Below are 25,695 nucleotides of genomic sequence, written 5' to 3'. Positions count from 1 at the left end.
CTTCGCCAGCTCGGCGTCGACGCGGGCCCCCCGGGGTGCTCGGCAGGCACCGGCGACCCTGTTTCCGCAGTTCCAGCCCCTGCCGGCGGGAGCACGTCTACTGTGGAGAACATCGGCGACTTGTGGTGTTCCGGTGGCGGCCGGGTGGTTCGCGGTGCACAGTGATCCCATGAGCGACAGCGGAAACGGTGGGCACTTCTACTGGTGCACCCGTCACCACCGGGTCGAGACCGATGCCGACGTGTGCCCCGCCAGGCACGTTCTCGGGCCGTACGCCTCAGCCGCCGACGCGGAGAACGCCCTGCAGACGGTGCGGGAGCGCAACGAAGCGTGGGAGGCCGAGGACGCCCGCTGGGCCGGGGAGGACAGATAGTCGGCGCGGGACGGCCCGCGCCGAGGTACGCGGTGCTCCGCGAGCGCGAGAGCACGTCCCCAGGAAGGGAACCGAGATGGCCGAAGCACAGCAGGCCACCACCCGCCCGGCCGCCAGACGCACGACCGCCAGGAAGACCGCCGCGGCGGAGCGGACCGCGGGTACGACGCGGACCGCGCGCCCGGCCGCCACGTCCACGGCGGCGAAGAAGGCGCCCGCGACGAAGGCGGCGGGCGGTGCGGGGCGGGCCCCGGCGAAGAAGACCACCGCCGCGAAGGCGCCCGCGAAGAAGGCGCCCGCGAAGAAGGCGCCCGCGAAGAAGGCGGCGAGCAGGACCGCCACGGCGGCGAAGAAGACGACGGCCGCGGCGAAGAAGGCGACCACCAACGCCGCGAAGAAGGCCCCCGCCGCGGCGAAGCGGACGACGGCGGCGGCCAGGAGCACGACGGCGAAGAAGACGACGTCGGCGAAGACGCCCGCCCGGCAGGCGGCGACGAAGGCCGCGACCACGGCGAGGAAGACCACCGCGCCGGCGAAGAAGGCCCCCGCCAGGACCACCGGCAAGGTCGCCTCGGCGACGAAGAAGACCACCACGGCGGCGAAGGCCCCCGCGAAGAAGGCCACGACCGCCGCGAAGGCCCCCGCGAAGAAGGCCACGACGGCGGCGAAGGCCCCCGCGAAGAAGGCCACCGCCAAGAAGACGACGCCGGCCAGGAAAACGGCCACCACCCGGCCCACCGGCGGCGCCCGCAAGGCCGCCGCGACGAAGGCCCCCGCCAGGAAGGCCACGGCGACCTCCTCGGCGACCACCCGCAAGGCGGCGGCGAAGAAGGCCCCGGCGAAGCAGACGACCGTCGCCAAGGCGCCGGCCAAGAAGGTCACCGCCCGCAAGGCACCCGCCCCGGCGACCCCGGCGCGGGCCACCGCCCCCCGGGGCGTACGGGCGAGCGCGCGCCGGGCCACCGGCTGACCGTGACGCGGGACGGGCGGCGCTCGTCGGGAAGCGGATCATCCGCCACACTGTCAGGATTGACCCCGTGGTGATCCGACGCGTACTCGCACCCCGCATCGACTTCGGCGCGCTGCGCCGCGAACTGGGTCTGCCCGAGGGGTTCCCAGCCGCGGCGCAGCGCGAGGCCGACGCCGCGGCGGCCACGCCGCCCCGGCCCGCCGCCGACCGCACCGAGGTGCCGTTCGTCACCCTCGACCCCGAGGGCTCCCGCGACCTCGACCAGGCCATGCACCTCGCCCGCCGCCCCGGTGGCGGCTTCCGGGTGACGTACGCCATCGCCGACGTCGCCGCGCACGTGCGCCCCGGCGGGGCGCTGGAGGAGGAGACCTGGCGGCGCGGGCAGACCGTCTACCTGCCCGACGGCACCGTGCCGTTGCATCCCGAGACCCTCAGCGAGGGCGCGGCGAGCCTCCTGCCGGACGTCGACCGCGCCGCCGTCGTGTGGACCGTCGACCTGGACGGCGACGGCGGCACCGTCGGGGTCACGCTGGAACGCGCGCTGGTCCGCAGCCGGGCCAAGCTGGACTACATCGGCGTGCAGGCGGCCGCCGACGCCGGCCGGCTGCCCGACCCGATCGCCCTGCTGCCCGAGATCGGGGCCCTGCTCACCGCCCGTGGCCTGCGCCGGGGCGCCATCAACCTGCCGCTGCCCGAGCAGGACGTGGAGGCCGAGGGCGACGGCTGGCGGCTGGTGCTGCGCGGGCCGGTGCCGATGGAGGAGCACAACGCCCAGATCTCGCTGCTGACCGGGATGGCCGCCGCCGACATCATGCTGGCCGGGGGGATCGGTCTGCTGCGTACGATGCCGGCGCCGAAGCCCGAGGCGGTGGCGCGGCTGCGGGCCGCCGCCGCCCCGCTGGGCGTGCGCTGGCCGGACGGCGCCGGCCCCGGCGAGGTGATCGCCGGGCTGGACCCGTCGCAGCCCCGGGCCGCCGCCTTCGTCGACCAGGCCGCCGAGCTGATGCGGGGCGCCGCGTACACGGCCTTCGACGGCTCGCCGCCCGAGCAGCGGGAGCACGGCGGGGTCGCGGCCGCGTACGCCCATGTCACGGCGCCGCTGCGGCGACTGGCCGACCGGTACGCCACGGAGGTCTGCCTGGCCCTGCACGAGGGCCGTGCGGTGCCCGACTGGGCCCGCGCGGCGCTGCCCCGGCTGCCGGAGGTGATGGCCACGACCGACCGGGTGGCGTCGACGGCCACCCGGGGCGCGATCGAGCTGGCCGAGGCGGTGCTGCTGGAGCACCGGGTGGGCGAGACCTTCGACGCGGCGGTGCTCGACGTCGACGCGTCCCCGGACGGCAAGGCCCGCCCGGGCCGCCGGCCCGGTGGCACCGTGGCGCTGGACGACCCGCCGGTGCGCGCCCGCTGCCTCGGCGACCTGCCGCTCGGTGAACGGGTCCGGGTCCGCCTGGTCACCGCCGACCCCGCCACCCGCGCGGTGGCCTTCGAACTGGCCTGATCCCGCCGGCCCGCTCGCCCCCTGCGCGGGTGGCTGCCAGGCGGGGCCCGATCCCGGGGCCCGCTCGCCCCCTGCGTGGTGGCCGCCGGGCTGGTCCGGTTCCCGCCGATGGCGGCTGCCCGGCACTGCTGCGGCAGCGGGGATTGTCACAGCGCCCGCCGCTGCCGCCGGCCTGCGGGTTTGCGAGGATGACGGCATGGCTTACGACGCGAGCACGCTGCCCGACGTGTCCGGGCTGACCGTCGGCATCATCGGCGGCACCGGCGACCAGGGGAGGGGCCTCGCCTACCGGTTCGCCCGGGCCGGCCAGTCCGTGCTGATCGGGTCCCGTACCGCCGATCGGGCCGTCCAGTCCGCCCAGGAGATCGCGGCCCTGCCCGGCGTGCCCGCCGAAGCCCGGGTGACCGGCGCCGGCAACGAGGAGGTGGCCCGGCGCAGCGACGTGGTCATCATCGCGGTGCCGTGGGACGGGCACGCCGCCACCGTCGCCGCCCTCGCCGAGCCGCTCGCCGGCAAGATCGTCGTCGACTGCGTCAACCCGCTCGGCTTCGACAAGCAGGGCCCGTACGCCCTCGCCGTGCCGGAGGGCAGCGCCGTGCAGCAGGCCGCCGGGCTGCTGCCCGACTCGCGGGTCTGCGCCGCGTTCAACCACGTCAGCGCCCCGCTGCTGGCCGACCCGGAGATCGACCGGATCGACCTCGACGTGCTGATCTGCACCGAGGACCGCGAGCTGGTCGGCGTGGTCGCCGCGCTCGCCGCGCGGATCCCCGGCATGCGCGGCATCTACGCCGGCCGGCTGCGCAACGCCCACCAGATCGAGGCGTTCACCGCCAACCTGATCGCCATCAACAAGCGCTACAAGGCGCACGCGGGCATCCGCGTCACCGACCTCTGACGACACCCGCCTGCCCGCACGCCTCGCCTCGCCTCGCCTCGCCTCGCCCGAGATCTTGGTAGGAAACGGCCCCCTGAGGGGCCATCCCATACCAAGATCTCGGGCGAGTGGGGCCGCCCGTCGAGCGGCTCAGAAGGTGTGCTCGGCGGCGGGGAAGTCGCCGCCCCGGACCTCGTCGGCGAAGCGCCGGGTCGCGTCGGTCAGGGCACCCGCCAGGTCGGCGTAGCGCTTCACGAAGCGCGGCGCCCTGCCGGTACGCAGGCCGGCCATGTCCTGCCAGACCAGCACCTGCGCGTCGGTGTCGGCGCCGGCGCCGATGCCCACGGTCGGGATCGGCAGCTCCGCCGTGATCCGCTTGGCCACCTGCCCTGGCACCATCTCCAGCACCACGGCGAACGCGCCCGCCTCGGCGACCGCGTGGGCGTCGGCGATCACGTCGTCGGCCGTGTCGCCGCGCCCCTGCACCCGGTAGCCGCCGATGGCGTGCTCGCTCTGCGGGGTGAAGCCGACGTGCGCCATCACCGGGATGCCCGCGCCGGTGATGGCGGCGATCTGCGCCGCGCAGCGCCGGCCGCCCTCCAGCTTCACCGCGTGGCAGCCACCCTCCTTCATGAACCGCACGGCGGTACGCAGCGCCTGCGTGGGGCCCTCCTCGTACGAGCCGAACGGCAGGTCGCCGACGACCAGCGCGTGCCGGGTCGCCCGGACCACCGCGCGCACCAGCGGGAGCAGTTCCTCGGCGGTCACCGGCACCGTCGTCTCGTAGCCGAAGACGTTGTTCGCCGCCGAGTCGCCGACCAGCAGCACCGGGATGCCGGCCTGGTCGAAGATCGAGGCGGTGTACTGGTCGTACGAGGTCAGCATCGGCCACCGCTCGCCGCGCTCCTTGGCGGCGATCAGGTCGCGGGTGCGTACCCGCCGGGTGGCCGGGCCGCCGTAGAGGGCGGTCACCTCGGACGGGGTGGACTCCACCATGACTCTCTCCTTCCTCGAGGCCGCGTACGCGGTCCCCGGGTTCCGCCGCGATCGTCGCACCCGACGACCGGCCGGCGGCAGAGCGCAGTGGAGGATGTCACTCCCGGGCCGCCGCCGGCCCGGGAGCGACCCGGCTCAGCCGTCCTCGCGCCACCGGTTCGTGATCGGCAGCCGCCGGTCCCGCCCGAAGGCCTTCATCGAGATCTTCGCGCCCGGCGCGGACTGGCGGCGCTTGTACTCGGCGGTATCCACCATCCGCAGCACCCGGTCGACGACGGCCGGGTCGTGGCCGGAGGCGACCAGCCCGTCGCGGCCCAGGTCGCCGTCGACGTAGCCGATCAGGATCGGGTCCAGCACGTCGTAGTCGGGCAGCGTGTCGCTGTCGAGTTGGCCCGGGCTCAGCTCGGCGCTCGGCGGCTTGCCGATGGAGTTCTCCGGGATCGGCGGGGTCTCGCCCCGGCGGGCAGCATCCGCGTTGCGCCACTTCGCCAGCCGCCACACCAGCGTCTTCCAGACGTCCTTGACCGGGTTGAAGCCGCCGACCGAGTCGCCGTAGAGGGTGGAGTAGCCGACCGCCAGCTCGCTCTTGTTGCCGGTGGTCAGCACCAGGTGCCCCTCCTGGTTCGACAGCGCCATCAGGATCACCCCGCGTACCCGCGCCTGGAGGTTCTCCACGGAGACCCCGGAGAGCGACATGTTCGCCAGGAAGGTGTCCACCATCGGCTGGATCGGCTCGACCCGGTAGTCCAGCCCGGTCCGCTTCGCCAGGTCGGCCGCGTCCTCCCGGCTGTGCTCCGAGGAGTGCTGGCTGGGCAGCGACACGCCGACCACCCGGTCGGGCCCGAGCGCGTCGACGGCCAGCGCGGCCACCACCGCCGAGTCGATGCCGCCGGAGAGGCCCAGCACCACCGAGGGGAACCGGTTCTTGTTCACGTAGTCGCGCAGGCCCAGCACGAGCGCCTGCCACACCTCGGCCTCGTCGGCGACCGGGGCGATCGTCCCGCCGGTGACGGCGGGCCCGGTGGGCGCGGGCGGGATGTCGCCGGCCTCGGCGCGGACCACCCGCATCCCGTCCGCCAGCACCTGCTCCGGGGCGCCCTGCTCCCCGGCCGCGGGCAGCTCCACGTCGTGCACCAGCAGGTGCTCGACGAACTGCGGGGCCCGCGCCAGCAGTTCGCCGTCGGCGGCCACGATCATCGAGTCGCCCTCGAAGACCAGCTCGTCCTGGCCGCCGACCATGTTGACGTACGCGATCGTCGCCCCGGCCTCGGCGGCCCGGCGCTGGACCAGCGGCAGCCGGACGTCGTCCTTGTTCAGCTCGTACGGCGAGCCGTTGACGCACAGGACCAGGCCGACGCCGGCCTGACGGGCGGCGGCGAACGGACCGCCGGCCTGCCACAGGTCCTCACAGATGGTCAGCGCCACGTCAACCCCGCCCACGCGCGCGACGCTCAGGGCGTCGCCGGAGACGAAGTAGCGGTCCTCGTCGAAGACGCCGTAGTTGGGCAGGTGGTGCTTGAAGTAGGTGGCGACGATCCGACCGTGGTGCAGCAGGGCAGCCGCGTTGCGGGCCCCGCGTCCGGGCTCGGCGTCGCCGCTGACCTGCGGCGGGCCGTCGGCGTCGAGGTAGCCGACCAGCACCGGCAGCGCGCCCAGCCCGTCGGCGTCGAGATCGGCGGCGAGGCGCTCCAGCGCGGCCTTCGACGCGGCGACGAAGGACCGGCGGAAGACCAGGTCCTCGACCGGATAGCCGGTCAGCATCATCTCCGGGAACGCGACGATCTGGGCGCTGGCGTCGGCGGCCCGGCGGGTCCAGTCACGGACCAGGCCGGAATTGCCGGCGAGGTCGCCGACGGTCGGGTTGACCTGGCACAGGGCGAGACGCAGGGTGGGCATGTCCTCATCTTGCCCCAGCCGGTCGGACCCGACACGGCGGGCGGCGTGCCACGGCGGGAGCCGCGGGACAGGACGGGACGCCGGCCGGCCGGTCGCGTAACGTCGGCGTAACGAGGCGGGTGGACACTGGTCGGTCAGGCCGGGTCAGCCCCGGCCGCAGGTGCGCAACGGTGTCGCGAGGGGTGGAAGTGGACCGTCAGCAGGAGTTCGTCCTCCGTACGCTGGAAGAGCGGGACATCCGGTTCGTCCGGCTGTGGTTCACCGACGTGCTGGGCACGCTCAAGAGCGTGTCGGTGGCCCCCGCCGAGCTGGAGGCGGCCTTCGAGGAGGGCATCGGGTTCGACGGCTCGGCGATCGAGGGCTTCGCCCGGGTCTTCGAGTCCGACATGGTGGCCATGCCCGACCCGACCACCTTCCAGGTCTTCCCGTTCGAGGGCGGGGTCAGCGGCGAGAGCGCCCGGATGTTCTGCGACATCCTGCTGCCCGACGGCGGCCCGTCCTGGGCCGACCCGCGCCACGTGCTACGCCGGGCGCTGTCGAAGGCCGCCGAGAAGGGCTTCACCTTCTACACCCACCCCGAGATCGAGTTCTTCCTGCTCGAGAACGGTCCGCTGGACGGCTCGGTGCCGGTCCCGGTCGACACCGGCGGCTACTTCGAGCACACGACCCACGCCGTGGCACGCGACTTCCGCCGCCAGGCCGTGCTGGCGCTGGAGCGCATCGGCATCTCGGTGGAGTTCAGCCACCACGAGGTGGCCCCCGGGCAGCAGGAGATCGACCTGCGCTACGCCGACGCGCTCACCACGGCCGACAACATCATGACGTTCCGGCACGTGGTCAAGGAGGTGGCGCTCTCCACCGGCGTGCAGGCCACCTTCATGCCGAAGCCGTTCACCGACCAGCCGGGCAGCGGCATGCACACCCACCTGTCGCTGTTCGAGGGGGAGCGCAACGCGTTCCACGACGCCGGCGACCCGATGAAGCTGTCCAAGGTGGCGCGGGCGTTCATCGCCGGGCTGCTGGTGCACGCCCGGGAGTACACGGCCGTCACCAACCAATGGGTCAACTCCTACAAGCGGCTGTTCCCGCAGGCGCTGCCGGACCGGGTGACCGAGAGCCCCGCGTACGTCTGCTGGGGTCACCTGAACCGGTCGGCGCTGGTCCGGGTCCCCGCCTACGGCAAGCCGAACTCGGCCCGGGTGGAGGTCCGCTCGCCGGACTCGGCGGCGAACCCCTACCTGGCCTTCGCGGTGCTGCTCGGCGCCGGGATGAAGGGCATCGAGGAGGGCTACGAGCTGCCGCCGGGCGCGGAGGACGACGTGTGGTCGCTGACCAGCGCCGAGCGTCGGGCGATGGGCTACGAGCCGCTGCCGGAGAACCTCGCCGAGGCGATCGACGTGATGGCCGGCTCCGAGCTGGTCGCCGAGGTGCTCGGCGAGCACGTCTTCGACTTCTTCCTGCGCAACAAGCGGGCCGAGTGGGAGCAGTACCGCCGCGAGGTCACCCCCTACGAGCGGCAGCGCTACCTGTCGCTGTAGGGCGAGGGCTGCCGTGCTGGCGCGGTGCCGCTATCGTCTCGGTCACCGCGCCGGCATCCCCGCCGGGCGCAGAGTTCGGGAGGCAGTCGGTGCTGGAAGACCTGCTCAGCGGAGCATGGCAGAGCGTGGTGTTCGGGGTCGTCGGGGTGGCCCTGATGGCGGCCGGGTTCGGGCTGGTCGACATGCTCACTCCGGGCCGGCTGCGGGAGCTGATCTGGGTACGCCGTAACGGCAACGCCGCGCTGCTGCTCGCCGCCAACCAGCTCGGCATCGCCGGGATCGTGTTCACCGCGATCCTGACCAGCTACAGCGACTTCGCCAAGGGCCTCGCCTCGACGGTGGTCTTCGGCCTGGTCGGCCTGGCCATCATGGCACTGGCGTTCTTCGTGCTGGACCTGCTGACCCCGGGCAAGCTCGGCGAGATCATCTGCTCGGACGAGCCGCACCCGGCGGCCCGGGTCAGCGCCGCCACGCACTTCGGCGCCGCGCTGATCGTCTGCGCCTGCATCGCCTGAGCCGCTCCCGTCACACCCGCGTCGTAGGTTGCGGGGGTGAACCGGACGGACCGTCTCTACGCCCTGGTCGAGGAGCTGCGCGCCGTGTCACCACGGCCGCGCAGCGCCCGCTGGCTCGCCGACCGCTTCGAGGTGAGCACCCGCACGATCGAGCGTGACATCGGCGCCCTCCAGGAGTCGGGCGTGCCGATCTGGGCCGAGCCGGGCCGCACCGGCGGCTACGCGCTCGACCGGGCCCGCACCCTGCCACCGGTCAACCTCACCCCCGTCGAGGCGGTCGCCATGGCGGTGGCGTTGCACCGGATGCGCGGCACGCCGTTCGCCGCCGCGACCGGCACCGCCCTGCGCAAGCTGATCTCCGTGATGCCCGCTGCCGACGCCGCCGAGGCGCACCGGCTCGCCGCCCGGGTGCACCTGATCGGCGATGGGCCGGTGGCACCCGTCCCGGCCGCCGTCGCCGACGCGGTGCGTGCGCGCCGCGTGCTGCGCATCCGCTACGCCGACCGCGCGGGCGCCGGCTCGCTGCGCGACGTGGAACCGCTGGGCTACCTCGGCAACCCTCGGCACTGGTACCTGCTGGGCTGGTGCCGGCTGCGCGACGGCATCCGCGCCTTCCGCACCGACCGGATCACCTCGGTCACGACGCTGGCGGAGAGGGTGCCGGAACGCGAGCTGGCCGCCGACGACATCGACATCCCCACGGAGCGGGTCCGCCGGCTCAGCCTGGTCTGACCATGGGACAGCGCGGCCCTCCCGCGCACGGCATGCTGTCCCTTCCGCATGTTCCCGCAGGAGGTCACCACGTGCCCGACGCGCTCAGCTACGCCGACGCCGTACGCCTGCTCGGCGGGGAGAAGAGCAGGGTCGTCGACTGGTTCGACAAGCTGACTGGAGGGGCCCTGCTGGCCGCCTCGGTGCCGGTGCCGGCGCTGCTGGGGATCTTCGACGCGAAGGCGGAGTTCGTCCGGCTCGGCCACGAGCTGGTACGCGGCGTGTCCGAGAAGCGCTCCGGGCTGTCCCGGTACCACCGCACGCAGCGCCTGGAGGCGGCGCACGCCGTCATCGCGGTGACCGCCTTCTTCGAGGTGATGAGCGAGATCGACCTGCCCTTCGACGTAGCGAGCGCCCGGATCAGCAAGGCCGAGCAGTTGTCGTTGGCCGGCTCAGGAGCGGTGCACGAGGCGGCCCTCACCGACGCGTTCTTCGCCACCGCGGCGCCGCTGCCCGGCCCGCAACTGCCCTATCCCGCGTTCCGCCATTCCCTGGTCGCCTACTACGGCGGGCTCGTCGGCCGGCTGCTGCACCTCCTACGCGGCCTGGCCGCGTGGGAGGCCGTCGAAGAATGGCGGCGACAGGCGACGGAGGAGATGCTGCTCCGGCTGCCCAGGACCGCCGCCGACCGGCACCGCGACCTGCTGACCCAGCTCGCGGTGGACTACGTCGAGGTGGCGTTCTGGATCGGCCTGCACGAGCACGAGGCGACCCGGACGCAGGTGCGCGCCCTCTCGGTGGGGCTGGACGAGATGCGGCAGGCCCTGGTCGCCCTCTCCGCGGGGAGCCCGCCCGACGGCCGTCGGGCGGCGCTCGCCGTGGCGTACAGCGCGGAGCTGGGACGGCCGATCATCTCGTCCGGGGACGTGCCGACCGGGCTGACGGTGCCGACGCTCGGCGAGGCGTACGTGCCGCCGCTGTGCCGGATCGAGGAGTTGCCCGCCCACGCGCGACCGAGTGACGAGGCGTGGTGGGACGGGCGGCCGTTGCGTGACGACCTGTGGCAGTCCCTGGTCGTGCACCTCACCTCGCCGAACGCCACCCGCGCCCCGCTGCTGGTGCTCGGCCAGCCGGGCTCCGGCAAGTCGGTGCTGACCCGGGTCCTCGCCGCGCAGCTGCCGGCTGCCGACTTCATGGTGGTGCGGGTGGTGCTGCGAGACGTCCACGCCGCCGGGGAGCTCCAGGACCAGATCGAGCAGGCGGTCCGTAACGACACCGGGGAGCGGGTGGACTGGCCCGGCCTGTCCAGGTCGGCCGGTGACGCCCTGCCGGTCGTGCTGCTCGACGGCTTCGACGAGTTGCTCCAGGCCACCGGGGTCAGCCAGACCGACTACCTGCGCCGGGTGGCGGCCTTCCAACGGCGCGAGGCCGATCAGGGACGGCCGGTGGCGGTGCTGGTGACCAGCCGTACCAGCGTCGCCGACCGGGCGCAGCCGCCGCCCGGCACGGTGGCGGTGCGGCTGGAGCCGTTCGACGGCGAGCGGGTACGGGCCTGGACTGCCACCTGGAACCGGGTCAACGCCGGGGCGTTCCGCGCGCTCGGCGTACAGCCGCTGGAGCCGGCGACGGTGCTGGCCCACCGTGAGCTGGCCGAACAGCCGCTGTTGCTGCTGATGCTGGCGCTCTACGACGCCGAGGGCAACGACCTGCGATCGGCCGGCGAGCTGGGCCGGGGCGAGCTCTACGAGCGCCTGCTGCGCAGCTTCGCCCGCCGCGAGGTCATGAAGCACCGGCCGGGCCTGTCCGAGCGGGACCTGGACCGGGCGACGGAGGACGAGCTGCGCAGGTTGTCGATCGTGGCGTTCGGCATGTTCAACCGGGGCGTCCAGTGGGTCACCGAGAACGGCTTCGAGTCGGATCTCGCCGCGCTGCCGTTCCTGGGCAGCCGTCCGGCGGCAGTCGCGACCGACGGACACCTGCGTACCCCGCTGCGACCTGCCGAGATCGTCCTGGGCCGCTTCTTCTTCGTGCACCGCTCACAGGCGATGCGAGACGAGAGCCGGGCCAGCACCTACGAGTTCCTGCACGCCACCTTCGGTGAGTTCCTGATCGCCCGGACGACCGCGCTGGTGCTGGACGACCTGGCGGCCCGGGAGGCGAGCGCCCTGCTGGGGGCCACGCCGACGGACGACGATCCGCTCCACGCCCTGCTGTCCTTCGCGACACTGACCGGACGCACCCCGATCGTCACCTTCCTCACCGAGATCCTGACGTCGTGGGGCGAAAGCCGGCGGGACGCCGTCGTCGACCTGCTGCTGCGCCTGTTCCGGGCGGCGCCCGACCGGCGACCGGCTCGCCGCTTCGAGTCGTATGAGCCTCGGCAGTTGTCGGTTCCGGCACGCCACGCGGTGTACGGCGTGAACCTGCTCGTGCTGCTGCTCGCCGCACGCGGTCAACTGCGGGCAAGCGAACTCCACCCGGACAGCGGCGACGTGGCGTCCGGGTGGAACCGACTGGCTCTCTTCTGGCGTTCCCAGCTCAGCGACAGCGAGTACGCCGGCCTGTTGGGCGTCGTGCGGGTCGAGCGGGCGTGGACGGGAACGCGACGGGATCTGCTCCTCTCCATCGGAGAAGGTCGGGACGAGTCGCCGCCACCGACGGGCGACCCCGGTTGGTTCGTCACCGGCTCCAGGGACGACAGCCATTCGGAGGTAGACGCGGCGAGCTACTACCTGACGACCGGAACTGACTTCGCCCTGTTCGCTCGGACCGCGCACTTCGAGTGCGACCCGGATCTCGACACGGCGCTGCACGCGCTGGGACCGCTGGGCCATCCGCTCGACGCGCTCGGCGGCTTCTGGACCTTCCCGGACGGCGACCGGTCGGAAGCCCGGCTCCTGCTCGACGTGTCGCTTCTGCCGATCCTCGGCGCGGGGGCTCGGGAGCGGGAGCGGGCCTACCAACGCCTGCTGGCCATCGTGGAGGAGCCGGACGAGACACCGCAACTGCCGGTGGCGGAGTTCGTGCTGGATCGGATCTCGACCGACCCCGGGTTGTCCGCCGCGTTCGTCGCCGATGTGCTGTGTCTTCTCCAAGAGGACGTGACGCTCGTCGGCTCCCTGCTGGCGTCGGCCGCCCGTTGCGTTCTTACCTTCCTCGGCCGCGACCGGGAGACCGACGTCAGGCTGGCTGAGCAGGCCGACCGCCTGATCGCCGGCGCACAGTGGTTTGCCGCCGCTGGCGGCAGTCCGCTCGACTGGCTCGACACCGACACCGCGGAGTTGGTCGCCCGCACGTACGAGGCGGGCGTGCGGCGGTATCCGGTGTCGGTGGCCGAAGCGGCGAGTTTCCGCGCCCGCCACGGATCGCGTCGCCCCGACCTGGTCCACCGGTTGATTCCGCTCACCGCCCCGTCCGAGGAGCGGTCCGGTCGCAAACACCGACAGGACGGTGTCGCGGACGGGGCGGAGGCTGACTCCTGACGGCGCCGGCCGAACGGCCGGCGCGCGAACGGGAGGCGACACATGTCCACGATCACCAGCGGGGTCAACTGGTTCGAGGTCGGCACGGACCGGCCGGAGGAGACCGGGCGCTTCTACACCGACCTGTTCGGCTGGGCGTTCGGCGAGCAGGGGACGCCGGAGGCGTCGTACCGGGTGACGGAGCCGGGGCCGGAGGGATCCATCCAGGGCGCGGTCCGGGACACCGGCGGAACGAGCCCGAACTACGCCATCTTCTACGTGCAGGTGGCCGACGTGGCCGACGCCGCCCGACGGGCGGAGGCGGCAGGCGGCAAGGTGCTGGTGCCGCCGAGGTCCAACGACAACGGGCTCACCTTCGCCCACCTGGCCGACCCGGTCGGCAACCACTTCGGCGTCTACGCCCCGCCGCCGCAGGCCTGAGCAGACCCGGCCGGGTCGCCGTCCGCCCCGGCCGGGTCGCCGGGACGGACGGCGTACGTCACCTGCCGGCCGGTCCGCCGTGCCCGCCCCGGCCGCCCGGTCCGGGCAGGACGCCCGCCTCGGCGGCGGCGGTGACGGCGTCGGCCTGCTCCTGGGTGAGCTTGCCGTCCTCGACGGCCTGCGCCAGGCGCTCCTTCATCGCGGCCTGCCGGTCGGGGGAGTCGCCCTTGCCGGGCCCGTCGCCCTTCTCGGGCCGGTCGGCCGGCTTGTGCTCCTCGCGTAGCTTCTCCAGCGCGGCCGTCACCTTGTCGGTGTCGACGCCCAGCTCCGCGGCCAGCTTCTCGGCGAACTCAGCCTGCCGGTCGGTGCGCTGCCGCTCGCGGTCGCCGTCCCCGGTGGCGCCGGTGCTGGCGCTCGGCGTCGGGGTGGCACCGTCGGCGGCGAACGCGACCGTCGGGGCGGCGAGGCCCACGCCGAGTACGCCCGCCGCGGCCAGCCCGGCCAGCAGGTGCTTCTTCCTCATGGTGCGGGACATGTCGTCCTCCAGCTCGTCGATGGGTGGTGCGATGACCTCACCGACAGTGACCAGCCGGGCTGGGCGGGAGCCGTGGCGACCCTGTCAGCGAGCTGGCAATCCGGCGGCGCGACCGGACAAACGGGTTGCACCGGCGCGCGGGGGCGGCAAGGGTGTGCGGTCGGTAGGGCCCCCGCCGGGGCGGAGCAGGTGACGGAAGGTGACCCTCTTGACGACGTCCGCGAAGATCCGGGAAGTCCCCCTGACCGGGGCCGGCACCGGCCCGTACGGCATCACGGCCGGCCCCGACGGCGCGCTGTGGCTGACGCTGGTCCACGCCGGCGGGATCGCCCGGGTGGGCGCGGACGGCGAGTTGCGCACGTGGCCGGTGGCGCCCGACAGCCGACCGTTGATCATCACGCCGGGCCCCGACGGCGCCCTCTGGTTCACCCGCTCCGGCGACGACCGGATCGGCCGGATCACCACCGGCGGCGAGCTGAGCGCCGTCGAGCTGCCGGCCGGAACCGGCCCCTGCGGCATCGCCGCCGGGCCCGACGGGGCCCTCTGGTACGCGGCGATGAACGCCGACGCGATCGGTCGGGTCACCGTCGACGGGGAGCGGACGCGGTTCCCGCTGCCGGTGAGCGGCGCGTTCGCCTCGATGGTCGCCGCCGGGCCCGACGAGGCCGTGTGGTTCACGCTCAACCAGGCGAACGCGGTGGGCCGGATCGACATGGCCGGCGAGGTGACCCTGCACGCGCTGCCGACCGAGGGGGCCGCGCCGGTGGGCATCACCGCCGGCGTCGACGGGGCGCTCTGGTTCGTCGAGATCGGCGCCGGTCAGCTCGGCCGGATCACCCCGGACGGGCGGATCACCGAGTACCCGCTGCCGGACCGGTCCGCCCGGCCGCACGCGATCGTCGCCGACCCGGCCGGCGGCTGCTGGTACACGGAGTGGGGCGGCAACCGTATCGGCCACGTCGCCCCGGACGGCACGATCATCACCCACGACCTGCCGACCCCGGCCTCCGAACCCCACGGCCTCACGGTCACCCCGGATGCCGCGGTCTGGGTCGCCCTGGAGACGGGCGCCCTGGCCCACCTGACCCCCTGACGGGGCCGAGTGGGTGGGTCAGCGTACGGCGGGGGTGGCCGTGAGGGTGCCGGTTTCCGTGTCGAGGGTGGCCTCGGTGCCGATCGGGACGCTGAGCTGGCCTGGGCCGTGACCGATCGGGAGACCGCCGAGGACGGGGACGCCGAGGTCGCCGAGGCGCTCGGAGAGCACGTCGGCGACGCCGACCGACCAGCCGTCCGCGCAGTCGGTGAACTGGCCCACCGCCACGCCGGCCAGCCCGTCGAGGGCACCGGCGCGGCGGAGCTGGGTGAGCATCCGGTCGACCTTGTAGGGCGGCTCCTGGACGTCCTCGACGAGCAGGATCGCGCCGGTCAGGTCCGGCATGTCCGGCGTGCCCAGCGACGCCACGATCAGGCAGAGGTTGCCGCCCAGCAGCGGACCGGTGGCCCGCCCGGGTACGCGTACCGCGAAGGTCTCCTCCTCGGCGGCGGCGCTGACCGTGACCGGCTCGGTGGTCATCAGGGCGGCGTGCAGCGACTCGGCCGAACGCAGCGGCGTGCGCTCGGGCGACCACGCCGCCCCCGGGCCGTGCACGCCGGCCAGCCGGGCGCCCCGCCAGAGCGCGAACTGCAACGCGGTGATGTCGGAGAAGCCGGCGACCACCTTCGGGTCCCGGCGTACGGCGGCCATGTCGATCGCGTCGACGACGCGTTGGGCGCCGTAGCCACCCCGGGTGCAGATCACCCCGCGCACCCCCGGATCGGCGAACGCGGTGTTCAGGTCGGCGGCGCGCAGCTCGTCGGCGCCCGCGAGGTAGCCCTGCCGGGCGTACGCGTTCGGCGCCAGCACCGGCCGCAGTCCCCAGCCGGTGAGCAGCTCGACGCCCCGGGCCACCCGTTCCGGCCGGGTCGGCCCGGACGGCGACACCAGCATCACCGTGTCGCCGGGCCGCAGCACCGGCGGTCGTACGGCGGTGGCGGGGCTCGTGCGGGCGTGGTCGGACACAGCGGCTGAGCCTAGTCGCGGCGGGTCAGGCGCCCACGTACCGGTCGGCCCGGTCCGCCGACGGTGCGACGGGTGTGATGACGACGAGCGACCCGGCCGCTCTGGCGGACACCCGCGCCGCCCTGTCCCGGATGCTCGACGCGCTGCGCGCCCCCTGAGCCGAACACCCGCCGCGCCCGGCGGAGGCGTTCCGGGGTGCGTCGGGGGCACCGGCTAGCCTCGACGTCGTGGCTACCGCGCTGGTGATCGAGAACGACCCGACCGACGACGTCCGCCGGCTGGGGGAGTGGCTGACGGAAGCCGGCCTCGACCTGTGGGTGGTACGCGCCCACGCCGGTGACGAGATCCCGGCCGACCTGGCGGGATACTCCGCGCTGGTGGTGCTCGGCGGCGCGCTGGCGCCGTACCCGCTGCCCGACGGGTCGCCCGGCGCGCCCTGGCTGCTGGCGCTGGAGGGGCTGCTGCGCAAGGCCGTCCGGCACCGGGTGCCGACCCTCGGCATCTGCCTCGGCGCGCAGCTGCTGGCCACCGCGCACGCCGGCGAGGTCGTACGCAGCCCGAGCGGCCCGGAGGTCGGGCCCTGCGTGGTCGGCAAGCGGGACGCCGCCGACACCGACCCGCTCTTCCGCTACGTTCCGCTGATGCCCGACGTGTTCCAGTGGCACGCCGACGAGATCACCGAGCTGCCCCGGGGCGCCACCCTGCTGGCCGCCTCCACCCGCTATCCCCACCAGGCGTTTCGCCTCGGCGACCGGGCCTGGGGGTTGCAGTTCCACATCGAGTGCGACACCGCGATGATCGCCGACTGGGCCGCCGACTCGACCCTGCTCGCCGAGCTCGATTACGACCCCGACCTGGTGGTGGCGGCCTGCCACGACGTGATGGTCGACGTCGAGGAGGTCTGGCAGCCGTTCGCCGCCCGGTTCGCCGCCCTGGCCCTGGGCGAGCTGGACGACGCCACGCCCCGCCGTAGCCTGCCCCTGCTCGGGCAGTGATGAGCCGGCCGGCCAGGGCCGCGGGACGGCTCGCCCGCTACGGCTTCGGCACCGACGCCACCCGCACCGCCGACCTGCTCGGACCGGACGGGCTCGGGCTGTGGCGGCCGGACGCGCAGGAACCCGCCGACGACCGCGCGGCGGAGCTGCTCGCCGCGCTCTCCCGGGCCGCCGACCCGGACCTGGCGCTGCGCCAGCTGCACCGCCTCGTCGAGGCCGAGCGCCGGGTGGCCGCGAACGGCACCGGCCGCGCCGTCGGTCGTCCCCGGGGGAAGGCCCACGCCGGGACGCCGATCGAGGCCGAGCCTCGGGTGGCCCCGGAGCAGGCGCCCTCGGCGCTGCTGGCGGCGCTCGCCGACGACGCCGGCCTGCGCCGCCGGCTGATCGCCGTCCTCGGCGCCTCCTCCGCGCTCGGCGACCACCTGGTCGCCAACCCCGACCAGTGGCCGGCCCTGCGCACCGCTCCGGACGGGCTGGCGCCGACCGCCGAGGGACGGCTCGACCTGTCCGGCGAGGGGCAGCCGGTGGCGGTGCTGCGCAAGGCGTACCGGCTGGCGCTGCTGCGGATCGCGGCGGCCGACCTGACTGGCGGCCGGGGCCTGGAGCAGACGATGGCGGCGCTCTCCGCGCTGGCCGACGCGACCCTGGCGGCGGCGTACGAGATCGCGGTCGGGGAGCTGCCGGAGGGCACCCCCCGGCCCCGGCTCGCCGTCGTGGCGATGGGCAAGTGCGGTGGCGACGAGCTAAACTACGTCTCCGACGTCGACGTGATCTTCGTGGCTGCCGAGGACGACGACCTCGCGGCGGCCACCACGGTCGCGACCCGGCTGATCCACGTCTGCGGGCTGGTCGCCTGGCCGGTGGACGCGGCGCTGCGCCCGGAGGGCAACCGGGGGCCGCTGGTGCGGACGCTGGCCAGTCACCTCGCCTACTACCGGCGCTGGGCGCGCACCTGGGAGTTCCAGGCGCTGCTCAAGGCGCGGCCGGCGGCCGGCGACCTGGCGCTGGGCCGGGAGTGGATCGACCAGCTCGCCCCGCTGGTGTGGCGGGCCGCCGAGCGGCCCGAGGCGGTCGAGGACGTGCGCGCCATGCGGCGCAGGATCATCGACAACATCCCGCCGAAGGAGCTGGAGCGCGAGATCAAGCGCGGCCCGGGCGGGCTGCGCGACATCGAGTTCGCCGTGCAACTGCTGCAACTGGTGCACGGCCGGGGCGACGAGTCGCTGCGGGTACCGGGCACGATCCCGGCGCTGCGCGCGCTGGTCGCCGGCGGCTACGTCGGGCGGGCCGACGGCGAGGCGCTGCTGCGCGGCTACCGCTTCCTGCGCGGCGTCGAGCACCGCCTCCAGCTCCAGGGGCTGCGCCGCACCCACACCGTGCCGACCGAGCCCGCCGCGCTGCGCTGGCTGGCCGCCGCGCTGGGCCACACCGCCACGCCGGGCCGCAGCGCCGTCGAGGAGTTCCGCGCCGAGTGGGTCACCCACGCGGCCGAGGTACGCCGACTGCACGCCAAGCTGCTCTACCGGCCGCTGCTGGAGTCGGTGGCCCGGGTGCCGGCCGACGGGCTGCGGCTGACCCCCGAGGCGGCCCGGCACCGGTTGGAGATCCTCGGCTTCGCCGACCCCGCCGGGGCGCTGCGTCACCTCCAGGCCCTCACCGGCGGGGTGAGTCGCACCGCCGCCATCCAGCGCACCCTGCTGCCGGTGCTGCTCAGCGAGTTCGCCGACGCCCCCGAGCCCGACCGGGGCCTGCTCAACTACCGGCAGGTCTCCGACAAACTCGGCAGCACGCCCTGGTACCTGCGCCTGCTGCGCGACTCCGGGCCGGTGGCCCGCCGGCTGGCCCGGGTGCTCTCCTCCTCCCGGTACGCCGCCGACCTGCTGGCCCGCGAGCCGGAGGCGCTGCGGCTGCTGGCCGAGGAGAGCGAGCTGACCCCCCGGCCCCGCGCGGTCCTCTGCGAGGGCTTCGCCGCCGCGGCGGCCCGGCACGCCGACCCGGTCGAGGCCACCCGGGCGATCCGCGCGCTGCGCCGCCGGGAACTCGTCCGGATCGCCTGCGCCGACCTGCTGAGCCGGGCCGGCTCGCTGGCCCCGTCGCCGCCCCGGCCCGACGGCGCACGGGCGGCGCTGGGCCTCGCCGACGTGACCGCCGTCGGCACCGCCCTGGCGGACGTCACCGACGCCACCCTGGCCGCCGCGCTGCGGGCCGCCCGGGTCGCCCAACCGCCCGTGCCGGGGCTGCGCTTCGCCGTGATCGGCGTGGGCCGCCTCGGCGGGTACGAGTCGAACTACCTCTCCGACGCCGACGTGCTCTTCGTCTACGACGCGCCGGCCGACGCGGGCGATCGCGCGGCCGGCGCCGCCCGCGCGATCGCCGAGGAGCTGCGCCGGCTGCTCGGCATGCCCGCGCCCGACCCGCCGCTGGGCGTGGACGCCGACCTGCGCCCGGAGGGCCGGCAGGGCCCGCTGGTGCGCAGCCTCGCCGCGTACGCGCAGTACTACGCCCGCTGGTCGAAGGTGTGGGAGGCGCAGGCGCTGCTGCGCGCCCGGTTCGTCTGCGGCGACGCCGATCTCGGCGCCGAGTTCGAGGCGATGGTCGACCCGGTGCGCTACCCGGCCGACGGGCTGAGCCGCGAGCAGGTGGTGGAGATCCGCCGGATCAAGGCGCGGGTGGAGCACGAGCGGCTGCCCCGGGGGGCCGACCCGGCCACCCACACCAAGCTGGGGCGGGGTGGCCTCGCCGACGTCGAGTGGGCGGTGCAGCTGCTCCAGCTCCGGCACGCGGGGGCGATCCCGGCGCTGCGCGGCACGCGTACGCTCGACGCCCTCGCGGCGGCCCGGGACGCGGGCCTGGTCGATCCGACGGACGCCACGGAGATGGCGGCCGGGTGGACGCTGGCCGCGCAGGTCCGCAACGCGCTGATGCTGGTCCGGGGCCGGGAGGGCGACCAGCTGCCCCGGCACGGCGTCGAGTTGGCCGGGGTGGTCCGGCTGCTGGGCCGCGACGACCCCGGCGAGTTCCTCGACGAATATCTGCGCACCTGCCGCCGCTCCCGGACGGCGATGGAACGCGTGCTCGACTCCTGAGCCCGCCGGACGGCCGGATCCTCAGCGGCGGCGGACCAGCACCACGTGGTCGACGAGTTCGCCGGTCTCGCCGTTCGGGCCGGTGGCCTGGCGGCGCGGGGCGTCGAGCCGCTCGGTGTCCCACCGCTCGGGGTCGAGGTCGAGCGCGGCCAGGGTCTCCTGCGGCGTGGAGAAGCGCACGTGCGCGTGGTCGTGCCGTCCCCACGGCGGGACCTCGCCGTGCTCGACGATCAGCAGCCGGCCCCCGGGTGCCACGGCCCGGGCCGCCGAGCGGAGCAGTTCCGCCCGGGGAAACTCCAGCGGCGACTGGAGGAACTGCGCGGAGACCAGGTCGTACTCGCCCGGCGGGAAGGTGCGGGTGAGGTCGTGCCGGCGGAACTCGATGCGGGACGCGACCCCGGCGGAGCTCGCCTCCTCGGCCGCGCGGGCGAGGGCGGTCTCGGAGACGTCGACGGCGGTCACCCGCCAGCCCCGCCCGGCCAGCCAGAGCGCGTCGCCGCCCTCCCCGCAGCCGAGATCCAGCACGGTGCCGGCCGGCAGCGAGCCGGCGACGTCGACCAGGATCGGGTTCGCCCGGCCGCTCCAGACCCGCTCGTGCCGCCCGTAGTGCTCCTCCCAGAACCGCGCGGTCTCCTGGTCCACGTCCGGGTGCCGCCCGCCCTGACCGGTGGTCGTTGGGGTGTCGTCGTGCCGGTGCTGCCCGGCCGTCGTGTCGTGGTGCACGTCTCGTCCTCCTGCTGCGCTGCCTCGTGACCTGCTGTCCCGATCGTGCGCGCCGGCGGCGGAAGGAGCAAGCAATGTTGCCGGAACGGCAACAATGGCCGAGGCGGTGTCCGTCGCCCCGGCCCGGCCGTCGGCCGGCTGACGTGGTAGGACTGCTCGGTGCCGACCAACCGGGGCAGTTCCCCGACGAACACCGCCGAACCGCCCGCCACCCCCGGGCGGCGGGTGGACGTGGCCGCGACGCGAGACGCCCGGCGCACCCTGCTCGGCACACTCGGGGTGTCGGTCGTGCTGGCCGGGGCGTTCCTGCTCGCGCCGCCCATGGGCACCGACCTGGCGGCGCAGGCCGCCCGCGCCGGGTTCGCCGCCCGCCACGGCTTCGCGCCCATCGACTTCTCGTGGTACGGCGGCGTCAACCAGTTCGGCTACAGCCTCTACACCCAGACGCTCGGCGCGGCGGTCGGGACACGGCAGGTCGGCGCGGTCGCAGCCGTCGTCTCCGCCGTGGCGCTGGCCTGGTTGCTGCTGCGGGGGCGGGCCCCCAGGCCCCTGCTCGGGGGCGTGCTCGGCGCCGTGGTGCTGGTGGGAAACCTGGCCAGCGGCCGGATCACCTTCGCGGTCGGCCTGATGCTCGGCCTGCTGGGGCTCTGCGCCGTCGCGACCCACCGCGGCCCCCGCTGGGCGCGCCTGGTGCTGGCCGGGGCGCTGGGAGCGCTCGCGACCTGGGGCAGCCCGGTCGCCGGCCTGTTCACCGGGCTGGCCGGGGGAGCCCTCCTGGTCACCGACGTGTGGCGCGCTGCCGCACACCAGCGCGGTGATCACCAACCGTGGGCGCGGTCGCTGCGCGCGCTCCGGGCGGAGGGCCTGGTGCTGTGTCTGGCCCCGCTGGCCGCGATCGGGCCGATGGCGCTCATGTTCGGCAACGGTGGCCGGCAACCCTTCACCGCCGAGTCCATGCGGATCAACGTCGCGCTCGCCGTCGTGGTGCTCGCGCTGGTGCCGCTCCGGGTGCTGCGCGTGGGGGCGGCGCTCAGCGCGCTGCTGCTCGTGGCGGCCTACTACCTGCCCACCCCGATCGGGTCGAACGCGCTGCGCCTGCCGATGCTCTTCGCGCTGCCGGTCGTCGCCGCGTTCGTCGTGCTCGGCCCGCGGTGGCTGGCCGCCCTGCTGGCTGCCCTGCTCTGGTGGCAGTCGCCGGTGATGACCAGCGACCTGGCCCGGATGGGGTCGGCACCCGTGCACGCCGCGTTCTATGAACCGTTGCTGGACGAGCTGCGCCGGCGGGCACCGGTCGGTCGGGTCGAGGTCGTGCCGCTGCGCGACCACTGGGAGAGCGCGTACGTGGCGGAGGCCGTACCGGTGGCGCGCGGCTGGGAGCGGCAGGTCGACGTGGACCGCAACCCGCTGTTCTACGGCTCCGGGCCCGACGCCGCCGAGTACGGCGACTGGCTGCGGCGTAACGCGGTCAGCCTCGTGGCGGTGGCGCCCGAGGACGTCCCCGACCGGTACGCGCGCGGCGAGGCGGCTCTCGTGCTCACCGGGCAGCCGTACCTGCGCGAGGTGGCGCGGCCGGGCCGCTGGCGGCTCTACGAGGTGGTGGATCCCGCGCCGCTGGTCAGCCCGCCGGCCAGCCTCGTCGAGTCCACCGCGGCCGGCGTGCGGTTCACCGTCGACACCCCCGCCGACGTCCTGGTACGCGTGCGCTGGTCCCGCTGGCTGTCACTGCCGGACGCCGAGGGTTGCCTGCGCCCCGGTGCGGACGGCTGGACCACCGTGCGGGCGCGGGTCGCCGGCACGTACCGGGTCACCAGCAGCCTCTCCCCGGCGGGGCACTGCGGCCCGACCGGCTCGTGACGCGACGCCGCCCGGGGCCACCGGGGAGATCGGCTGGCAGTGCCCACCCGTCGGTCCCCGGCCGCCGTGCTGGCAGCATGTCCGGCGTGCCTCACCACCTCGCGCGCTGGCTCGGCCTCGCCGGTTCGACGCTGCTCGCCGTGGCCGCGTTCCTCGGCGGAGCGTTCCCCCACGGCAACCTGCGCCCCACCCCGGTCAGCATCTGGCAGGGCCCGTACGGCCCGCTGATCATCGCCACCTGGGCGGTCGGCACCGGCCTGATGGCGTACGCCTGGTGGGCGCTGCGCGACGGGGTGCCGTCGACCCGCTGGGCGCTGGTCACCGTCGGGCTGTGGCTGCTGCCGCTGCTGGTCACGCCGCCGCTGGGCAGCCGGGACGTCTACGCGTACGCCTGCCAGGGCGCCAGCTACGCCGCCGGTCTGAACCCGTACGAGCAGGGCGTCTCGGCGCTGCCGTGCCCGTGGCTGGACACCGTCTCCTACATCTGGCGGGACACCTCGGCCCCGTACGGGCCGTTGTTCGTGCTGCTCGCCGGCGCGGTGGTGGAGGCGACCGGGTCGCTGGTCGGCAGCATCGTGCTGTTCCGGCTGCTCGCCGTGGCCGGCATCGGGCTGACGGCGGCCAGCCTGCCGGCGCTGGCCCGCCGCTGCGGCGTACCGGCCGGCCGGGCCGTCTGGCTGGCGCTGGGCTCGCCGGTGATCGGGGTGCACCTGGTCTCGGGGGCGCACAACGACGCGCTGATGGTGGGGCTGCTCGTCGCCGGACTGGCGGTGGTGGTGTCCCGGCCGGGCCGCCCCGGGCCGCTGCTCGGCGGGGGAGTGCTGCTCGGGCTCGCCGCCGCCATCAAGGTGACCGCGCTGGTCGTGGTGCCGTTCGCGGCGTTGGCCGCGATCGTCGGGGCGTACTCGATCAGGGCGCTGGTGCGCGACGGCGGGTGGGTGGTCGGCGGGGCGGTCGCCGCCGTGGTCGGCGCGACCCTCGCCACCGGCCTGGGTTTCGGCTGGGTGACCGGGCTGGAACAGGGCGGCCTGGTGATCGCCTGGACCTCGCCGTCGACGGCGGTGGGCCAGACCGTCGGCTACCTCGCCGCGCCGTTCGGCTGGCACGGTGATCCGCTGCCGGTCACCCGGGGGATCGGCATGGCGGCGCTGGCGCTGGTGCTGCTCTGGCTGTGGTGGCGGGCGCGGCACCGGGAGCCGATCTGGCACGCCGGCCTGGCGCTGGCCGCCACGGTCGCGCTCGCGCCGCTCTACCACCCCTGGTACTGGGTGTGGCCGCTGGCGGTGCTCGCGGCCTCGGCCCGGCGCACCGGATGGTTCGTGGTCGTCGCGATCGTCTCGTCGTTCCTGGTGCTCGCCGACGGTACGGGGCTGCCCCGGTACACCAAGACCGTCGGGGCGCCGCTGATGACGCTGTTCGTGATCGTGGTGGTGGTCCGCTTGGTACGGTCGGCTCGGGCGGCACGTCGGCCGGCCGTCGTGGACTGAGGAGAGGTACGCCGGTGACCACTCCCGGCGCTCCGCCGGCCTCGCCCGGCATCCCGCAGCCGCCCGGATCCCCGCCGCCGCCCCAAGGACCGCCGCCATCCGGGCCCCCGCCGCCGTCACCCGGCGCCGCCCGGTCCGCCCGCTGGGCCGGCCTGGCCGGGGCGGTGCTGCTGACCGTCGCCGGCTGGCTCGGCGGCGCGCTGCCCCGGGCCGCCCCTGCGCCGGGCCCGGCCGACGAGCCGTGGACCGTCGCGCTGTGGCTGGGCGGCACCGGGCTGATGGTCGGCGCCTGGTGGGCGCTGCGCGGTGGCGCGCCGTCGACGCGGTGGGCGTACCTCACCGCCGGGCTGTGGGCGCTGCCGCTGCTGGCCGCGCCGCCGCTGGGCAGCCGGGACGTCTACTCGTACGCCTGTCAGGGCTGGGCGTACGCGCACGGCGTCGACCCGTACGCCACCGGCGTGGCCGAGGCCGGCTGCCCCTGGGTGGACGCGGTCGCGCCGATCTGGCGGGACACACCGGCGCCGTACGGGCCGGTCTTCATGCTGCTCGCCGCGCTCGCCGTGGCCCTCGGCGGTGGCCTGGTGGGCGCGGTCGTGGCGTTCCGCCTGCTCGCGGTCGCCGGGGTGCTGCTGGCCGCCGGGTGCCTGCCGGGGCTGGCCCGGGCCACCGGCGTGCCCACCCGCCGGGCGGCCTGGCTGGCGCTGGCCAGCCCGCTGGTCGGGGTGCACCTGGTGGCCGGCACGCACAACGACGCCGTGATGCTCGGCCTGCTCCTGCCGGGCCTGCTGGTGCTGGTCCGTCGGTCCGGCAGGCCGGGGCCGCTGCTGCTGGCCGGGGCGCTGCTCGGGCTGGCGGTGACCGTCAAGGCGACCGCCGTGGTGGTGCTCCCGTTCGCGGTGCTGGCGGCGGTCCTCGGCCGCTACACCCTGCGGGCGCTGCTGCGCGACGGCGGCTGGCTGGCCGGCGGGGTGATCGGCGTGGTGGCGGCCACCTCGCTGCTGTCCGGCCTCGGCCTCGGCTGGGTCGGCGGGCTGACCCGCAGCGGCGACTCCGAGCAGTGGACCTCCCCGCCCACGGCGCTCGGCTTCGTCGTCGACTACGCGGGCGGGCTCGCCGGCCGGGAACCGGGCGCGGTGCCGGTCGCCCGCGCGGTGGCCCTGCTGCTGCTAGCGGTGGCGGTGGCGGCGCTGTGGTGGCGCGCGTGGTCGGGTCTGCGCCGGCTGAACGACGTCCGGCAACGGGCGGCCCGCCTGGACGCCGCCCGCCCCCGGGCCGCCCTGCTCGGGGCCGGACTGGCGCTGGCCGCCACGGTCGTGCTGGCGCCGGTCTTCCACCCCTGGTACGCCACCTGGCCCCTGGCGGTGCTCGCGGCCGCCGCGGCGCGGACGACCTGGTTCGTGGCGCCCTGCGCGGCGGCGGCCTTCCTCACCCTGCCCGACGGCACCAACCTGGCCCGGTTCAGCAAGGCCCCGGGCGCGCTGGCGATGACCGCGCTGGCGCTCGGACTCACGGTGTGGGGCCTGCTCCGACTCCGCCGGACCGGTGCCGCGCATCCGGGCTGAGGAGCCCGTCCCGGCGGCGGCGGGGCCGTGCGGGGTGCTTCGGACGGCGGGGCCGTGCCGCCTGCTTCGGACGGCGGGCCGTGCGGCGTGCTTCGGCCGGCGGGTCCATGATCGGGGG

Annotated in this window: 19 protein-coding genes; 13 read left to right on the top strand and 6 right to left on the bottom strand. The window is 75.2% G+C overall.

All coding sequences use genetic code 11. The features are described 5' to 3' along the window. Positions 1 to 277: 277 nt before the first annotated feature. On the bottom strand, positions 278 to 1,336 hold the full coding sequence (locus AC5L34_RS14660; protein ID WP_441174965.1) for a hypothetical protein: 1,059 nt from the start codon (positions 1,334 to 1,336) through the stop codon (positions 278 to 280). A gap of 74 nt (positions 1,337 to 1,410) precedes the next feature. On the opposite strand from AC5L34_RS14660, the gene AC5L34_RS14655 reads away from it, so the two are divergent. Together AC5L34_RS14655 and npdG are read left to right on the top strand one after the other, a co-directional pair. Continuing rightward, positions 1,411 to 2,844: an RNB domain-containing ribonuclease gene (locus AC5L34_RS14655; RefSeq protein WP_441174964.1), complete on the top strand. Its 1,434-nt coding sequence runs from the start codon at positions 1,411 to 1,413 to the stop codon at positions 2,842 to 2,844. A gap of 196 nt (positions 2,845 to 3,040) precedes the next feature. Continuing rightward, entirely contained in the window at positions 3,041 to 3,739 is a 699-nt protein-coding gene (gene npdG, locus AC5L34_RS14650; RefSeq protein ID WP_441174963.1) for an NADPH-dependent F420 reductase, read from the top strand. Between the two features lie 129 nt (positions 3,740 to 3,868). Here the strand turns inward: npdG and panB are convergent, their stop codons facing one another. Continuing rightward, entirely contained in the window at positions 3,869 to 4,714 is an 846-nt protein-coding gene (panB, locus tag AC5L34_RS14645) for a 3-methyl-2-oxobutanoate hydroxymethyltransferase (RefSeq protein ID WP_441174962.1), read from the bottom strand. A gap of 135 nt (positions 4,715 to 4,849) precedes the next feature. Continuing rightward, positions 4,850 to 6,610, bottom strand: coding sequence for an NAD+ synthase (locus AC5L34_RS14640; RefSeq protein WP_441174961.1), 1,761 nt, complete (start codon positions 6,608 to 6,610; stop codon positions 4,850 to 4,852). A 188-nt stretch (positions 6,611 to 6,798) separates the two neighbouring features. On the opposite strand from AC5L34_RS14640, the gene glnA reads away from it, so the two are divergent. From glnA to AC5L34_RS14615, 5 genes are all read left to right on the top strand, one after another. After that, complete coding sequence (gene glnA / locus AC5L34_RS14635) at positions 6,799 to 8,148, top strand: type I glutamate--ammonia ligase (protein WP_357723539.1); 1,350 nt, start codon at positions 6,799 to 6,801, stop codon at positions 8,146 to 8,148. A gap of 89 nt (positions 8,149 to 8,237) precedes the next feature. Further along, positions 8,238 to 8,663 carry a DUF350 domain-containing protein gene (locus tag AC5L34_RS14630; RefSeq protein WP_101412099.1) on the top strand — a complete coding sequence of 142 codons (426 nt, stop codon included), beginning with the start codon at positions 8,238 to 8,240 and terminating at the stop codon, positions 8,661 to 8,663. Between the two features lie 36 nt (positions 8,664 to 8,699). After that, on the top strand, positions 8,700 to 9,395 hold the full coding sequence (locus tag AC5L34_RS14625; protein ID WP_441174960.1) for a helix-turn-helix transcriptional regulator: 696 nt from the start codon (positions 8,700 to 8,702) through the stop codon (positions 9,393 to 9,395). Positions 9,396 to 9,466: 71 nt separating this feature from the next. Continuing rightward, positions 9,467 to 12,856, top strand: coding sequence for an NACHT domain-containing protein (locus tag AC5L34_RS14620; RefSeq protein ID WP_441174959.1), 3,390 nt, complete (start codon positions 9,467 to 9,469; stop codon positions 12,854 to 12,856). 42 nt (positions 12,857 to 12,898) lie between these two features. Beyond that, positions 12,899 to 13,276 carry a VOC family protein gene (locus AC5L34_RS14615; protein ID WP_363625676.1) on the top strand — a complete coding sequence of 126 codons (378 nt, stop codon included), beginning with the start codon at positions 12,899 to 12,901 and terminating at the stop codon, positions 13,274 to 13,276. Positions 13,277 to 13,334: 58 nt separating this feature from the next. Here AC5L34_RS14615 and AC5L34_RS14610 read toward each other — a convergent pair whose 3' ends face one another. Continuing rightward, positions 13,335 to 13,811, bottom strand: a complete 477-nt coding sequence (locus AC5L34_RS14610; protein WP_441174958.1) for a hypothetical protein — start codon at positions 13,809 to 13,811, stop codon at positions 13,335 to 13,337. 208 nt (positions 13,812 to 14,019) lie between these two features. On the opposite strand from AC5L34_RS14610, the gene AC5L34_RS14605 reads away from it, so the two are divergent. Continuing rightward, on the top strand, positions 14,020 to 14,904 hold the full coding sequence (locus AC5L34_RS14605; RefSeq protein WP_441174957.1) for a Vgb family protein: 885 nt from the start codon (positions 14,020 to 14,022) through the stop codon (positions 14,902 to 14,904). A gap of 18 nt (positions 14,905 to 14,922) precedes the next feature. Here AC5L34_RS14605 and AC5L34_RS14600 read toward each other — a convergent pair whose 3' ends face one another. Then, positions 14,923 to 15,798 (bottom strand): S66 peptidase family protein, encoded by an 876-nt coding sequence (locus AC5L34_RS14600; protein ID WP_441175144.1) that lies wholly within the window; start codon positions 15,796 to 15,798, stop codon positions 14,923 to 14,925. Positions 15,799 to 16,097: 299 nt separating this feature from the next. Here AC5L34_RS14600 and AC5L34_RS14595 point away from each other — a divergent pair, with 299 nt between their 5' ends. Both AC5L34_RS14595 and AC5L34_RS14590 read left to right on the top strand, forming a co-directional pair. Beyond that, a complete protein-coding gene (locus AC5L34_RS14595; RefSeq protein ID WP_441174956.1) occupies positions 16,098 to 16,865 on the top strand; it encodes a type 1 glutamine amidotransferase in 768 nt (255 codons plus the stop codon). Beyond that, on the top strand, positions 16,865 to 19,951 hold the full coding sequence (locus tag AC5L34_RS14590; RefSeq protein WP_441174955.1) for a bifunctional [glutamine synthetase] adenylyltransferase/[glutamine synthetase]-adenylyl-L-tyrosine phosphorylase: 3,087 nt from the start codon (positions 16,865 to 16,867) through the stop codon (positions 19,949 to 19,951). Before AC5L34_RS14595 ends, AC5L34_RS14590 begins: the two co-directional genes overlap by 1 nt. 21 nt (positions 19,952 to 19,972) lie before the next feature. Here AC5L34_RS14590 and AC5L34_RS14585 read toward each other — a convergent pair whose 3' ends face one another. After that, positions 19,973 to 20,674, bottom strand: a complete 702-nt coding sequence (locus AC5L34_RS14585; RefSeq protein ID WP_441174954.1) for an SAM-dependent methyltransferase — start codon at positions 20,672 to 20,674, stop codon at positions 19,973 to 19,975. Positions 20,675 to 20,833: 159 nt separating this feature from the next. Here AC5L34_RS14585 and AC5L34_RS14580 point away from each other — a divergent pair, with 159 nt between their 5' ends. The 3 genes from AC5L34_RS14580 to mptB (AC5L34_RS14570) all read left to right on the top strand — a co-directional run bounded on the left by AC5L34_RS14580 (position 20,834) and on the right by mptB (AC5L34_RS14570) (position 25,577). Continuing rightward, the gene (locus AC5L34_RS14580; protein WP_441174953.1) at positions 20,834 to 22,528 is read left to right on the top strand and encodes a hypothetical protein; all 1,695 of its coding nucleotides are present in this window, start codon (positions 20,834 to 20,836) and stop codon (positions 22,526 to 22,528) included. An 86-nt stretch (positions 22,529 to 22,614) separates the two neighbouring features. Then, positions 22,615 to 24,015, top strand: coding sequence for a polyprenol phosphomannose-dependent alpha 1,6 mannosyltransferase MptB (gene mptB, locus AC5L34_RS14575; protein WP_357975801.1), 1,401 nt, complete (start codon positions 22,615 to 22,617; stop codon positions 24,013 to 24,015). Positions 24,016 to 24,167: 152 nt separating this feature from the next. Next, positions 24,168 to 25,577: a polyprenol phosphomannose-dependent alpha 1,6 mannosyltransferase MptB gene (mptB, locus tag AC5L34_RS14570; RefSeq protein WP_494825371.1), complete on the top strand. Its 1,410-nt coding sequence runs from the start codon at positions 24,168 to 24,170 to the stop codon at positions 25,575 to 25,577. Positions 25,578 to 25,695 lie beyond the last annotated feature (118 nt).

Source organism: Micromonospora sp. ZG13 (assembly GCF_059359355.1).
The sequence above is the reverse complement of the archived record's forward strand: the minus strand, read 5'-3'. Positions and strand labels throughout refer to the sequence as shown.